The sequence below is a fragment of the Agarilytica rhodophyticola genome (assembly GCF_002157225.2).
Lineage (GTDB): Bacteria > Pseudomonadota > Gammaproteobacteria > Pseudomonadales > Cellvibrionaceae > Agarilytica > Agarilytica rhodophyticola.
In genome coordinates, this window is sequence record NZ_CP020038.1 from 5,559,363 (window position 1) to 5,574,501 (window position 15,139).

10 protein-coding genes are annotated in these 15,139 nt (G+C 37.7%); 7 read left to right on the top strand and 3 right to left on the bottom strand.

What is annotated here, in order from left to right; genetic code table 11:
- Positions 1-113 precede the first annotated feature (113 nt).
- The 4 genes from BVC89_RS23120 to BVC89_RS23135 all read left to right on the top strand — a co-directional run bounded on the left by BVC89_RS23120 (position 114) and on the right by BVC89_RS23135 (position 6,947).
- Positions 114-1,088, top strand: a complete 975-nt coding sequence (locus BVC89_RS23120; protein WP_086933478.1) for a GlxA family transcriptional regulator — start codon at positions 114-116, stop codon at positions 1,086-1,088.
- A 579-nt stretch (positions 1,089-1,667) separates the two neighbouring features.
- Positions 1,668-3,566, top strand: a complete 1,899-nt coding sequence (locus BVC89_RS23125) for an AMP-binding protein (RefSeq protein WP_086933479.1) — start codon at positions 1,668-1,670, stop codon at positions 3,564-3,566.
- A gap of 98 nt (positions 3,567-3,664) precedes the next feature.
- Complete coding sequence (locus tag BVC89_RS23130) at positions 3,665-6,379, top strand: TonB-dependent receptor plug domain-containing protein (RefSeq protein ID WP_086933480.1); 2,715 nt, start codon at positions 3,665-3,667, stop codon at positions 6,377-6,379.
- Between the two features lie 208 nt (positions 6,380-6,587).
- Positions 6,588-6,947, top strand: coding sequence for a DUF2845 domain-containing protein (locus BVC89_RS23135; protein WP_158658085.1), 360 nt, complete (start codon positions 6,588-6,590; stop codon positions 6,945-6,947).
- Positions 6,948-7,194: 247 nt separating this feature from the next.
- Here BVC89_RS23135 and BVC89_RS23140 read toward each other — a convergent pair whose 3' ends face one another.
- Together BVC89_RS23140 and BVC89_RS23145 are read right to left on the bottom strand one after the other, a co-directional pair.
- Positions 7,195-8,520, bottom strand: coding sequence for an HlyD family secretion protein (locus BVC89_RS23140; protein WP_086933482.1), 1,326 nt, complete (start codon positions 8,518-8,520; stop codon positions 7,195-7,197).
- Positions 8,521-8,522: 2 nt separating this feature from the next.
- Positions 8,523-10,718, bottom strand: a complete 2,196-nt coding sequence (locus BVC89_RS23145; RefSeq protein ID WP_086933483.1) for a peptidase domain-containing ABC transporter — start codon at positions 10,716-10,718, stop codon at positions 8,523-8,525.
- A 177-nt stretch (positions 10,719-10,895) separates the two neighbouring features.
- On the opposite strand from BVC89_RS23145, the gene BVC89_RS23150 reads away from it, so the two are divergent.
- From BVC89_RS23150 to gwsS, 3 genes are all read left to right on the top strand, one after another.
- The gene (locus BVC89_RS23150; RefSeq protein ID WP_086933484.1) at positions 10,896-11,102 is read left to right on the top strand and encodes a hypothetical protein; all 207 of its coding nucleotides are present in this window, start codon (positions 10,896-10,898) and stop codon (positions 11,100-11,102) included.
- A 94-nt stretch (positions 11,103-11,196) separates the two neighbouring features.
- Positions 11,197-12,141, top strand: coding sequence for a grasp-with-spasm system ATP-grasp peptide maturase (gene gwsG, locus BVC89_RS23155; RefSeq protein ID WP_086933485.1), 945 nt, complete (start codon positions 11,197-11,199; stop codon positions 12,139-12,141).
- 219 nt (positions 12,142-12,360) lie between these two features.
- A complete protein-coding gene (gene gwsS, locus BVC89_RS23165) occupies positions 12,361-13,359 on the top strand; it encodes a grasp-with-spasm system SPASM domain peptide maturase (protein ID WP_158658086.1) in 999 nt (332 codons plus the stop codon).
- Positions 13,360-13,564: 205 nt separating this feature from the next.
- On the opposite strand, the gene trhA is transcribed toward gwsS, so the two are convergent.
- Positions 13,565-14,218: a PAQR family membrane homeostasis protein TrhA gene (gene trhA, locus BVC89_RS23170; protein ID WP_216825028.1), complete on the bottom strand. Its 654-nt coding sequence runs from the start codon at positions 14,216-14,218 to the stop codon at positions 13,565-13,567.
- Positions 14,219-15,139 lie beyond the last annotated feature (921 nt).

The window sequence follows — 15,139 nt, forward strand, 5'->3', positions numbered from 1 at the left end:
ATTATTTGATTCACCAGTGTTAGATTGTCACAAAGAGGCAGTGAATTTAATTGGTATATTTGACATAATTATGGCCATTTTTGACAAGCGATAGGCCTTAGGTATACCGAGCAATGATTAATGTCACCATTTTAGGCTTCGACCAAGCCCTGGCCAGTGCCATCACCGGTGCCATCGACTTATTCTCACTGGCTGGCATCACTTGGCAACGTATACAAGCCCAAGCCCCTACACCCCGCTTTAAGATATCTCTGGCGTCAATAGACGGCCGCCCTATTCGCTGTATCAATCAGATGCAATTGCAGGTCCATCATAAGATAGAAGACATTAAGCATAGCCATTTATTACTCGTGCCCACCATTGGTGGTCCCATTGAGCAAGTCCTTAAAAACAACGTAGAACTCATTGAGTGGATTAAACAAAGTAAACCAGATAATTCAGATATTGCTAGCAACTGCACCGGCTCTTTTTTTCTCGCGGAAGCTGGCCTATTAGAGGGTAAGGAAGCGACAACACACTGGGGCTTCGCTAATCAATTTATGGCACGCTACCCGAATGTAAACCTACAACCACATAAACTGATTACGCAACAGGATAATATATTCTGTGCCGGCGGCGGTATGGCTTGGTTCGATTTAGCGCTTTTATTGATAGAACGCTACTGCAACAAAGATATTGCTATGCAGACAGCGAAAAGCCATGTCATCGATATGTCACGCACACATCAATCCATCTATGCGAATGTGCAAAGGCAGCATTTACACCAAGATCCAGATATTAATGATATTCAAGATTGGTTCGAGCAACATTTCCACGAAGTTATTCATTTATCTGAAGTAGCAGAGAAATTTAATTTAACGACACGCACTTTTATACGTCGTTTTAAACGCGCTACCGGGCAAACACCTTTAAGTTATTTACAAAGACTACGTATCGACGCTGCTAAAAACATCTTGGAAACAAGCCACTGTCAGATTGAACAGGTTATTAGTGAAGTCGGCTACGAAGATATTAGTGCATTTACACGACTCTTTAAAAAACATACTGGCATTACACCGAGCCAATATCGTAAAAAATTTAGCCGCTAGTTTTATATACCACGTCATATCACCTAATAATAAAGCCAAAATTTATACAGCAAAAAGCAATATATAAAAGTGCATAAACTTAATATTTGCAAAGCATAGCTATAAAAATAATGCCATTACATATGATAAGTGTTATGATTTTTTTCATTAACTTATTAAACTTATTAAAAAAACTCTAGCTCAACTATAAAGAACAGAAACAAAAAAGTTTAACAATAGTCTAGAAAAAAGAAGTTTTTTGCGACAAAAAAGTTAATAGCACATTTTTTGTTTTAACAACAAAAATAAAAACCAAGAACAAGAAGTAGAAATAGCACATATAAAAAGAAGCCATAACATAAAGAGAAAGAAAAAATAAACGTAAAAGGTAAAAATAAAAAACAGCTGCCTTAACCCATCCAAACTTTAAGGCGCTTACATTTAGAATTGATGCTTCAATTCTATTGCTTAGCTTTTATAGTTTGGGCTCTACTGCTTGGATTCTATTAATGGTCTCTAAAATGGCTGTTCTTTACCTGCTGTTTTACGACTGTATCATCTATATTATTTATAACTATTTATATTAGGATAATAATTAAAATGACAGATGCAGAAAAATTACTAAGCCCGGAAGTAATCAAAGCAGATGCGACCAAAACAATACCTTTACGAGGCATTAACCTACCACCTGTTAATATAAAAAGTGAAAAAAAAGCAGATGGAACAATTCTTCTGCGCAATGGTGATGCACTCGAAAGCTACGAGCCAAACATTGTTCTAGCGATTATGTCGCAAGCAGATATAGCGCAAGAGAGAACCCTCTATGCCCAACGTGAATTATTAGCAGACGGCTCCAGGGGTGAATGGATCAAACATAGTTATGCGCAAGCGCAACATGATATTGCTGCTATAGGCCAATGGTTCGTAGATCGTCAGTCACAAGGGCAACAACGTTTATTAATTCTTACCGGTAACTCCATCGCTCACGCTATGATGAAGTTTGGCGCTCTTGCTGCAGGCGTCCCAAGCTGTGCCATAAGCGCAAACTATTCGCTAATAGGTGGCAGCTATGAGCGTCTAAAATATGTAGTTGAGCTACTTAACCCCACGGTTATTTTTGCCGAACACGGCGGCCCCTTTAAACAAGCTTTAATGGCTTTAGACATAGAAGAATGTACTGTTGTTACGCGTAATGCGGAAGCTATGGGCTTGCCTTGCATTGAATATAAAAATCTATGTAATACCGAAGCAAAAAGTATTCACCAACAAATCAAATCAAATGATCTCGATGCTGCAGCATTTTATATGCTGACATCAGGCTCAACAGGTATGCCCAAAGCTGTAACACTGAGCCAACGCATGATGGCGGCTAACTGGCGACAAGTATTTCAAACACTAGGCAATAAAGAAAATCCTGCTGAAACCTATCTAGACTGGCTACCTTGGAGCCATATTTCTGGTTCGGCGGGAATGCTCGCTGCCGTGTTGCAAGGTGCAACTTTATATATTGACGATGGTAAACCCATACCTGAGTTGTTTGCTGAAACCTTGCGTAATTTGCGTGAAATTTCAGTATCTTCCTGCTTTAACGTTCCCGCAGCCTATGCTGTACTGGTTGAATCTTTGGAGAAAGATGAAACACTGAGAACTTGTTTTTTTAAAAATCTACGTGCACTAATGTACGGTGGCGCAGCCTTACCGCAAGCTATTTACGATCGCATGCAAGCTCTTGCTGTTGCGGAAACTGGACATCGTATATTTGTAACAGCGGGTTATGGCGCCACAGAAACTTCAGGCGCGTGTATGACAATTTATTTTGATACAACAAAAGTAGGCATAGGCCTGCCTTTGCCCGGCATCGATGTTAAGTTAGTACCTGTTGACGATCGATACGAGGTACGGCTGCGCGGTGTTAGTGTGACTCCAGGATATTTCAATGCGCCTGAAGTCAATGCCAAAGCTTTCGATGAAGAAGGTTTTTATCGCACCGGTGATACCGCACGCTTTCACGACAACAATGATTATACTCAAGGGCTGGTATTTACTGGGCGTTTATCTGAAGAGTTTAAACTTGCAACCGGAACCTGGGTATGTGGCGGAAGAGTGCGCGAGCAACTTGTTAATATATTAACACCTGCGTTGAGCGATCTCATTCTGTGCGGTAATGACAGAAGTTCGCTAGCAGTACTGGCGGTACCAAAACTCGAAGGGTTACAACTCATTGCGCAACAACAAGATATTCCAATAGCCGAACTTATCCGACATCCTCGAGTCATCAATTTCTTGCAAGCCGCTATAGAAAAATACAATGCTGCCAACCCCGGTAGTGCTAGTCGCATTTCACGCTTCGCATTCACCGCCAAAGCACCTGACCCTAACCGCCACGAACTATCAGATAAAGGTACGATCAATCAGCGTACAGCTATCGAGAATCGCAGCGATGAAGTGGAAGCTCTTTATGCAAATGAAGCTGACAGCCACATACTGGTTTTTAATTAACATAGTAACCACTTAATGCTTGTTAATAAAACAACCCTAATTAACAGGCACTTACATAAACTGTTTCAGGGATGAGTCAAATAAGATAGAAACTTCCCATGAAACACCCGTTATTGTATTTTTCCGCAGTGTTAGCGAGCTCCATTATTATTGAACTCGCTAATGCACAACAGAACAATATTGAATACTTAGACGACAACGTTGAAGAAGTGAGGGTAATAGGCAGCTATGTCCCTCATGACCCACAATATAATTCTCCTTCGCCCATTCAATCCATCAGTAACGAAGCAATACTAGCATCGGGTGCTAAGAGTGTGGTTGATCTTGTACAAACACTGACAATCAATAGCGGCTCGGAAAATAACCCAGATGCATTTACCCAGGCAGGAACAACAGGAACCAGTAATTTTAACCTACGCGCACTGGGTGTAGCTTCCACCTTAGTTTTATTAAATGGCCAACGGCAAGTAGTAAGTGGTCACCCAACTAACGACGGAATTAATTTTGTTGACACTAATGCGCTATTACCACTTATAGCGGTTAAAAATATTGATATTTTAAAAGATGGCGCATCGGGTTTATATGGTTCAGATGCAGTTGCCGGCGTGGTTAATTTTAATACCCGAGATAATTTTGATGGTGTAGAAGTAAGTCTCGACTATCAACAAATCGTCGAAGAAGGAGATTCCGACGAAAGTGTTGCGCAAATCTTGATAGGCCATCAAACAGATAAAGGGGGACTTATTGCCGCACTGAGCTATCTAGAACGCTCGCCTTTAACAACAGCCGATAGACAGCTAAGCCGTCCGCAAGACGATAGTAGCGTATTAGGAAATCCGGGAGCTTTTTTGGGAGTTCCGGGCCTGCCAGCAAATGCTCCTATCATCGATCCTGGCTGCGCCGATGCCGGTGGCATACCACAAGTACTTGTTGCAGATGTTGGTGGTAGCGGTTTCGATGTGGGCACCTGCGGTTTCACCTTTGGCGACTCTTTTAATTTAGTCGCCGAAGAGGAACGCTTAAATACTTTTTTGCGAGGGCACTACGATTTCAATCACAATATTCATGGCTTTGCAGAGGTGGCTTATTCTCGTACGGAGGCTGCGCGTAATAATTCTCCGTCGTTCCCATTACTTAATCCAACACTGGTGCCTGCCAATAATCCAGGGAATTTTTTTAATGCTCCGGTATTATTTTTAGGGCGTGTTATTGGTAATGGCGGCGACCCAGCTGTTAGTAATTATGAATTCGATACCACTCGTTTTGCCGCTGGTGTAAAAAAGGATAGCATTGATAGTAGTTTGGGTTGGGAGTTCAACGTAGTTTATGCTCGTAATGAAGGCTTGAGCTTGCAGCCTGATGCGGTGACCAATAATTTAGTCAATGCACTTAATGGTTTCGGCGGTAGTAATTGTACAGGCCCCGCTGATCCCAATGCTCAAGCAGGTATTGGCGATTGCGAATTTTTTAATCCATTTTCTAGCGCTTTTTCTACACTGCCAAATTCGCAGAACGTTATCAATAGTATTTTCGAAACCCAACAACTGTCGTCAACATCGGAACTGCAGAGTTTTCAAGGCCTCGTGTTTGGTGAACTTTTCACCCTTGGCGATAACACCATTAGCTTTGCCCTAGGAGCCCAGTACAGAAATGAAGAGTTAGAACATGATTACGACGACTTAAGTAATCAAGACGCTTTTACTTTCGTCGTGGGTAATTCCGATTTTCTTAGTGACAGAGATGTAAGCGCTGTATTTTTCGAACTAGCAGTGCCCGTAACAGAACAAATTAATGCTCAATTAGCAGTGCGTTATGAAGACTACGGCGATGGTATCGGCGACACTACTAATCCTAAAATTGCTCTGGTCTATACACCTAACGACAGCATTCAGTTGCGCGGAGGATTTTCAACGGCCTTTCGCGCACCATCGATTTTTCAAGTATCGGGCAATTTAACGGTGCTTGAACAAGTTACCGATCCCATATCTCCGCAAGGTAATGCAGGCTTCGTAGCCACCCGAACCATGGGAAACTCACAACTCGCCCCGGAGGATGTCGACGTCACGACCTTAGGCGGGACATTCAATATAACAGAGGCATTGAGTTTAGATCTGGACTATTGGCACTTTGACGTATCCAATGCCATCATCCAAGAAAATTCACAAGCCGTGATCAATGCCTTCGCACAAGACAGCAGCCGCGTTATTCGAGCTGGTGATCCGCTCACAGGACAAATTACGCGGGTTAATCTTAATTTTATTAACGCCAGTTCGATCGATACCGATGGCATCGATTTTACCGCCCGTTATGACATAGATACGTCAATAGGGAGTTTCCAGCCGTTTATGGCAGGAACTTATATCCTCAACTACGATATTTCAGACCCTCAAGCGGGTGATATTGACGGCGCAGGTCAACGTAACTTTAACAATTTTGGCACATCAACGCCTCAGCTACGTATTAATACTGGTATCACATGGACAAATGGGGCACACACCTTCAACGTATTTGGCCGGTTTATCGACAGCTACAATGATGATCAGAACTGCGCTAACGACACAAGCGCAACTAACGGACAGTGCCCCGACGACGTCCCCTTGCGCAAAATCAATAGTATTATCACCTATGACCTCCAGTACCACTTGAAACTCGCCGAGCTGCTTGGCAACGAACATTGGCCAGCACTGACTATTGGCGGAATTAATGTCAGCGGCCAAACACCGCCGCAAGTGTTCACTAACGGCGGCTTCGACTCAAAAGTGCACGACCCAAGAGGACGACTCTACTACGCGAAACTAACTTTTAACTTTTAGAGGCGCCGATGGAACGAAAACGCTATTATTAGAATCAAAGTAATATTTGCGAAGAATGTCATTGATTCAGCTTGTATTCAGTTGTGAGAGATCACAATCACGTGTATTTAAGTTAGGGATTATTTTTAAGGACTATTGTTAGAGAATACTGAGCACTTCTAATGACATTAATGGAATGGGTGACGGTTTTATCAGCAGAGGTCAGCGTATGCGTGCAGCGAAATTTTGTCTTTTAATTATCTGTTTAAGTGCCACCACATCAGCATTTGCGCTGCGCTGTGGCTCTAAAGTCATCAAAGAAGGCGACGGACTGTCCCGTGTCGCGAATTACTGCGGAGAGCCGGAGAATATCAGAACCCGTTCCATTTTTCGTAGCGGCGGTATATCAGGCTCAGAACAAGTAGCCCCCAACCGTAGACGAGCACGAGTCGGGATTTACGATGAAGTATCAGTAGAAATTGAAGTAGAAGAGTGGGAATACAACTTTGGCCCTAACAAACTAAGCCGACGTATTGTATTTGAAGATGGCGTAGTGGTTAGAATTAAATCCATTGGTTATGGTTATTAAGTCTTGCACTTCCTATTGTTTTTACCGGAATTCAAGATTAAGCGTTGATACTTGTAAACTACCACGAGTGTGAGTAAATATCACTCTGCTCTAATATGCGAATATCTGTTCCTGGTAAGCTTAGATTAGAACACAGCAACCAAAGTAGCCTTCTGCCACAATAAAATTTTTCATCTAACTTAATTATAAATATCTAGATAATGGTTTCGATTTATACTGCACTTCAATTTTATTGAGTATCTAAAAATTAAGATAGTAACGATCTAAATGTATTAAAAATTCTGGTAATCAATCTTAATTTATCAGTAACAATTTCAGCCTGACCAGACATTTCAGGGCTATAATCTAGCCTCTTATTGTAATTAGTCACAAGGCCTCTAGGTAACATCACTTCAGCAACATATTTGCTACCATTAGGCACCAATGATACAGTATTAACAACACCTTCTACCGCTCCAAATTGATGATGAGGATAGTGCGAAAGCTTAATAAGAACTATCTGCCCTTTCTTAACTTGGCCTAAACGATGATTAGTCAAAGTTAACCTTGCAAAAGGCAAAATATCACTCGCTACAACATACATTATTTTTTCACTTGCTTTTACAAATTGTTGCTCACTCCAAAAATTTAAAAAGGATACCTCCCCAGATCTAGGAGCACGCAGTAAATAACTATCTTCAAAAATTTTATAGCGATGTTTTACTTCGCGGATAGTTTCTCTTATTTTATTCTTATATATTAATTTTTGCGTTAAATATTTATGTTTTATAGATTCAGCCAAACGGCTAAGCTCAATACTTCTCAAGTGAGTATCCAACCGCTCGGACTCAATATCCTGTAACAATATATGGATACTACTTAACTTTTCTTCTGACTCTTCAAGTTCGTATTTTGATACAATAGATTCATTGAACCATTTAAGCTTATGCTGGTAACGTTCTTTAGCTATCGCATACTCCGATCTTAATAGCTCCAATTTAGAAATTCGCCTTTTTTTAATTTTCTCCAAGATATCCATTTGAGCTTGAACATCATTGAGTTGTCGTTCATGGTCACTAATATCTTCGAAGTTTTTTAATTGGTCAAATGACTCTAGAAGTTCATTGTATGATGGTTGAATCTCACCGAGATCGGTATAGTGACGAAATTTAAAAGAATAGTTCTTATTAGTTTCCGCTAGGTAGCTCTCAATTTTTTGTAATAAAGAATTTAACGATAATATTTGTTCTAAATCACCTATATGCTCCATAGTAACAAGAAGTTGATCTTTTTTAACATAATCGCCATCTTTCACCAATAACTGCTCTATTTTTCCACTTCCTTTGGCCACCACAGGAGAAGGAGGTGATGAACTGGTCAATACAACTGACCCTTTAATAACATCTGGGTATTTTATCAAGCAACTCAATAACAACAATATGGCGATAACCATAGCTATTACACTACTTCCCCAACGAATAATCCATGAAGGTACTGTCCCCATAATTTCTTGGGTTTCATTAGACATAGTAAGTGTAGAAAAACCTTCTTCTATTAATGGTTTTTCAGAACTTATCTTAACGTATTGATTCATATCTAATTACCCAACTCCAGCTGATTTTTAACTAAATCATAGTAGTAACTTTTTTGGGATGTTAAAGATATATGATTTCCTTGTTCAACAATTTTACCCTTATCTAGAACAACAATTTGGTCAGCATTTTTAACTGTACTTAGTCGATGAGCAATTATCACAACTGTCTTTCCTTTATAAAACTTGCTTAGGTTATCAATGATAATACGTTCATTTTTAGCGTCGAGGGCACTTGTCGCCTCATCAAAGAATAAGTAGTCAGGATCTCGATACACAGCTCTAGCTATCAATATTCTCTGCTTTTGACCTTGACTTAGACCATGACCATCCGCACCAATTTTTGTTTGATAACCTAGTGGAAGCTCTTGTATATAGTCATGGATATTAGCTATTCTAGCTGCCTCATATAGTCGATCAATATCAGTACTTTCATCGTCTATAGAAATATTTTTTTGTATGGAGTCAGAAAATAAAAAACCATCTTGCATTACAACACCACAATTTTTTCTCCATTCTCTAGTATTGATATTATTGAGGTTTATTTTTCCTATACTAATATTACCCTCAATAATAGGGTAGTATTTAAGCAATAATTTGAGCAATGTTGTCTTACCACTACCGCTGGCGCCAACGATAGCTGTCACACTTGCTTTAGGTGCCTGCATAGTAATTTTTTCTAATATTTTTTCTGAATTTGGCCCAGAATATTGGAAACTTACTTGATTTAGATATATGCCCTCAGTCTTATTCTTATAAATACCAACTACCGAATTTGCATCTACTTCGTTCTTCTTATTGTGAATTTCACTCAATCTATCAAAACTTATTTTGGCATCTTGTAGGGAATGAACGAACTGGATAAGTTGCATAACTGGGTTGTTTAACTGGCCGATAATATAAGATATAGCCATCATCATTCCCAGAGTAATTTCACCTTCAATAACTAGTTTTGCCGACAAAAACACCACTAAAATATTTTTTAGCTCATTAATAAAAAGTGCGCCAGCCTCCTGGTATTGCTCAATAGTTAACCCTTTAACATTAATTTTAAAAAGCCTTGCTTGTATTCTCTCCCATTCCCAACGTTTGCTTCTCTCACATCCATATAGCTTAATTTCATGCATACCCGTTATTAACTGTATCAAGTTATTTTGATGACTAGCTTCTTCGGTAAAAATCATATGATCGATAGATTTGCGTTTTCCTAAGAAAATAAAGATCCATGCTGAGTGAAAAAGTGTTCCGATGATAAAAACAAGCAATATACTCAAATTATAGAAACCTAAAACAAAGCTAAATATGACGAGATTAACCAAGGAAAAAAGCACATTTAATGTTGAATTCGTTAAAAAATTTTCAATTCTTTCATGGTCATGAACCCGCTGAATAATATCACCCATCATTCTAGTATCAAAAAAAGACATGGGAAGCTTCATTAGTTTGGTAAGAAAATCTGACACAATACTAATATTTATGCGTGTCCCTATATGAAGTAAAATCCAGCTGCGAATAAATTCAATAGCAACTTTGCCAATAAATAAAAGAATTTGTGCCGTCAATATTAAGTAAATAAACTCCATATCTTGGTGCTGAATACCATAATCCACAATGGATTGGCTTAAGAACGGAAATATCAAACTTAAAATACTACCGAATAGCATGCCGACGAATAACTGAATAATATAGGCTTTATATTTCTTCAGATAATTTAAGATGAAAGAAATCGAATGCCTCTCATCATCCAACTCAAGGTTCTTATTAGAAAATTCTGGTGTAGGTTGGAGGAGTAATAGAACACCTTCTTTATTTTCGTATTCCCAATTCTCTAAAAACTCTTTTTTAGTATATGAAACTTTACCTAATCGAGGATCAGAAATATAAATACGACTCTTGGTAACTTTATATATCACCACAAAGTGATTTTGTTGCCAATGTGCGATACAAGGTAACTCTACATCCTGGATTAGCTTATCGATGTGAACCTGAACAGCTAAGGATCTTAAGCCTATATCTTCTGCAGCGTCACTAACGCCTAACAAAGACACTCCTTCTCTGGAAAGGAAACAACGCTCACGTAACTTTTCTAATGATAATTGGCGGCCATAATACTTCGCAACCATTTGTAAACAAGTTGGCCCACAATCCATTTGATCAAATTGCCTACAGAAAGGAAAACTAACTTGGTTAAAAAACTTCATACTTAGTTCACTTAAAATATGTCCATCACTTTAAAAAATCTTCATAACTAATTCTATCTTTCACCTAAAAAAATTCTCCCCCCCATATGGGGGGATAGAAACGCCAATCATCTCAGCTCTATAATTTTTATGCTTTCAACGGTTTGAAAGCTCTAATTAATTTTTGGAGATATTAAAATGAAAGATCTAAATGATTTTAAAGCTAATGCACTAGCTAATACTGCTGCGAATAATATCAAAGGCGGAATAGCAGGAACTAATGCTCGCTACGATGCAACTCAAACTAAGTCCAAAGGTAGTGACACTGTTACCGGTCGCTGTATACAAGGTAACAACGGTGGAGACCATCGAGAAATCGTCTTGAATACTCTTAAACAAGTATAATGACTATATAGTCATTTCAAAGATTCGCTTTTTTGAAATTCGAAAAAGCGAATTCTTTAATCTAATAGAAAAGATACACACTAGAAGACTTGTCATGTCAAAATTAATACTTATTATCAGCGAAGAAGCAGACCTTAGTACCGAAACAGTAATAGACTGGATCGACTATATCGGGTACTCGTTTATTCGAATTAATGAAAATGACACGATTACTCTTAACAAATTAGTTATTGATGATGGACAAATTTCATTCACACTGGAAGTTGATGGAAGATTAATTTACTCCGATAATATTCATGGCGTATGGTATAGACGTGGATTTATTAATATGCATATAGACATTAATATATCAGAAGATATACCCAACTATGAACTTGTAGAGAGTTTTATCCAACGAGACAGATCTGCTATATCCGAATTTTTTCATATGTTTTTGCATCAAGAATATAGAGGTTTAGGCATACAAGATAAAACTGAAATAAGCAAATTAACTTCGCTATATTATGCACAGAAAGCCGGCCTAATGGTACCACAGTCGCTTAGCACTTCACGCAAGGAAAGTGCACTTACGTTTATGCACAGTGGGGAGTATATATGTAAAGGACTTCATATGAGTACAGGCTTAACTAAATCTATAACTCATGATTGCCTATCCAATCTCGACGAATATTTTATGCCTTCTCTTATTCAAAGGAGAATAAAAAAAGCTTACGAATTGAGAATATTTTATTTATCCGGAACTTGTTATAGCATGGCCATATTCTCACAACTCGACTCTAAAACAGAAATTGACTTTAGGAACTATAATGATGAAAAGCCCAACAGAACAGTTCCTTACAAACTCCCTAAAGTTATTGAAGAGAAGTTGGTTTTATTTATGAACTATGTTGGTTTGGATAGTGGATCGATTGATATCATTGTTACTGATAGTAACGATTATATTTTTTTAGAAGTTAACCCAGTAGGTCAATTCGAAATGACTTCTTACCCTTGCAATTATAACTTATCAAAAAAAATCACAGAATATTTAATTGGATAGTTATGAACACTCCAAAAAAAAACCTGAATAAATTACCTATTAATTATCAACTCGACCTCTCTTTAGATACCCCAAATGAAGATAGTATCTTTTTAAATAACGAGAAAGAAGATAATTTTCTATCTGTAGACTTTTATCAAAGCCGACTATCGTTACCTTCAGGTAACTACAAGCCTATATCTAAATCAATTAATTACTATTATTATGATAGGAAAATCAATGAATAAAGGTTATTTCATACTATTTTCTAGTTGTATTCCTGTGAATGGTTCAAAACGCAATATTATTTGTGACCTACAACGTAGCGACTATGAAGTTATTAGCTCTCAATTATATAATTTACTATTAAATTATTCTTATATTGATCTCGAAAAAACCCTTAAGGAGCCGAGCGGAATTACAATCAACAAAGAAATAAATTTTCTATTAGAAAAAGAATATGGTTTCATTACTGCAACACCAGAAAACTTTCCCAAGTTAGATCTAACCTGGAATTCACCTAGAAAAGTATCTAATGCAATTATAGATATTGGTAAAAATAGTCAGCATGACTTTGGTAACTTATTTTCTCAGCTAGATAGTCTCGGTTGCCCAGAAATTCAATTACGATTTTTTAACGATTCAGACATTACTCTTAATGATCTTAATATAATCGCTTCTTATATAGAAAATAGCCGAATAAAAATTATAGATTTGATCATACCTTATAGAACAGAATTCATAGGCGAAAAAATTGAACTTCTTATTCAGATGCACTCACGCTTGAATTCGGTTACTATTCACAGCTCACCATCGCTTGATATATTCCGCGACGACATCGTATTTATTGATCAGGTTATTTATGACGAAACACACTGTGGTATTATCCACCCTTTGAATATGCGAATAAATCAAGAAGTATTTCTAGAGGCACAACAACATAATACCTGTCTCAATAGAAAAATATCAATTGATCAGTACGGTGAAATAAAAAACTGTCCCGCAATGAAAAATAGCTTCGGTCATATAGATCACATAAAGCTAGAGGATATTATAAAAGACGATGCATTTCGTGAAGCATGGACGATAAAAAAAGATGATATCGATACATGTAAAGATTGTGAGTTTCGATATATCTGTTCAGACTGTAGAGCATTTACTCAAGATAATACCCTTTATGCCAAACCCTCGAAGTGTCACTATGATCCTAATGCTCTAATTTGGCGTGAAGTCAGTTAGATAATTACACTATTAAACTGAAATAATTAGGAAGACTTTTAAACTTAAATAATATTACCTGATAGGAATTTATTTTTAAAATCTACGAGAGAAAAATTCAATGTCAATCAAAAAAGTTTTCAATCATCCATCCTAAGCTGCTGGTTTTACACGATTTCTTTTATGTTGGGCGATCATTTCTATCCCTTGGTCAGGAAGTTCAGCGTCAATAGGAGTGAAATAAAACAGCAAAGAAATGACAAGATGTCCCGGCAATTACAAAAAGGTGCCAAATAAAATGAGCGTATTTCACCCTATGATCTAGAACAAAAAATATAACGCCTACCGTGTAAGCAATGCCACCAGCAAAGAGCCAAAATAGTCCCCAGGATGACATATGCAACAGGAGTGGTTCAATGGCAATTACTACCAACCAGCCCATCACCAAATAGAGAATGGTGGATGTTCTTGAGTCTTTTGCTTTTGATCTTACTTTTAACACAATACCAATTAATGCGAGGCTCCATACCAAGCCAAATAAAATCCATCCCCAAGTACCGCGTAAAACACCCAGTGTAAAGGGTGTATATGTACCGGCAATTAATAAGAAGATAGCACCGTGGTCGAGAATTTTAAAAATTTCTTTCGCACGACAACTAGGTAGAACGTGGTAAATAGTGGAAGTAACGTAAAGCAAAAGCATAGTTGCAGCAAAAATACTCGCTCCTACAATACTCCACACACTTCCCTGTTGGGCAGCAGCATATATTAAAATTGGCGCCGCTGCCGCCGCTGCCAGCATGGCAATACCATGACTGACGGTGTTGGCAATCTGCTCGCCTACAGAGTGAGCTCGTTTAAGCTCATTAACGGTTTCCACGTTTATAAACTCCTTTACAGCCCCTTGTATTGGGCGTGTATTAGGCTGATCCTTGTCGGTTACTTTTGACTGATAGTTGTACAATAATAGAGCTTTAGAACAATATTATCCAAGCCCTCTACTTAAGGTTAGCATCTATTTTCTTCAATAATATGAACCTTTGATGTAGTTTTAATTCATTATAAATACAACAATTAGCGTCAATCGATTATAAAAGCGTCTAAAAAGCTTGATGGTAGTGATACTTATTTAAGACACATACTTCAAGACTTCACCTAAAAGCCCTTTTTTAGGGCATGCAATTATTGGGAATTGTTGACCATTTTCTTATTAAACCCATAGTCTTCACATGGATAAATAGCCAAACTTAACCACTGGAAATCGATACGCTTAAGGTTTTTTAGCAATGATATGGCATACAAGTTTGCACTTTGTAAAACCTTAGCAAAATCGCTTACATCGATATTACATTTGTTTACAAAATCATTTATCTTCTATTTTTATTTATTAAAAATTGATTACTTAAGATTCCATTCATAGTTTATGGGCACTCGTGAACCGTTATCGTAAAGTTGATACTATGACCTTAAAGCAATATTTAATATTTATCATTGTATGCTGTTTAAATGCTACTAGTCTGGAAGTCATTATCAATATGATGCAATAGTATTTATCGTGCTTATATAGTGTTCTTAAAAATATAGCGTCGATAGAAACATAATGATTGCCAAGCCCCGTCATCGACTTAGATGTAGTTTTGTACAAATTATTTAACGTTTTAGCAAATTATCATGGGATAACCAACGTTATCCCATATGCACTTATTTTTTTGTATTATTTCCGCAATTCAATAATAAGTGATTGTAAAATTTCAACAATAAACAAATATCTCACTCGTACCCAATAACATGATTACTAATA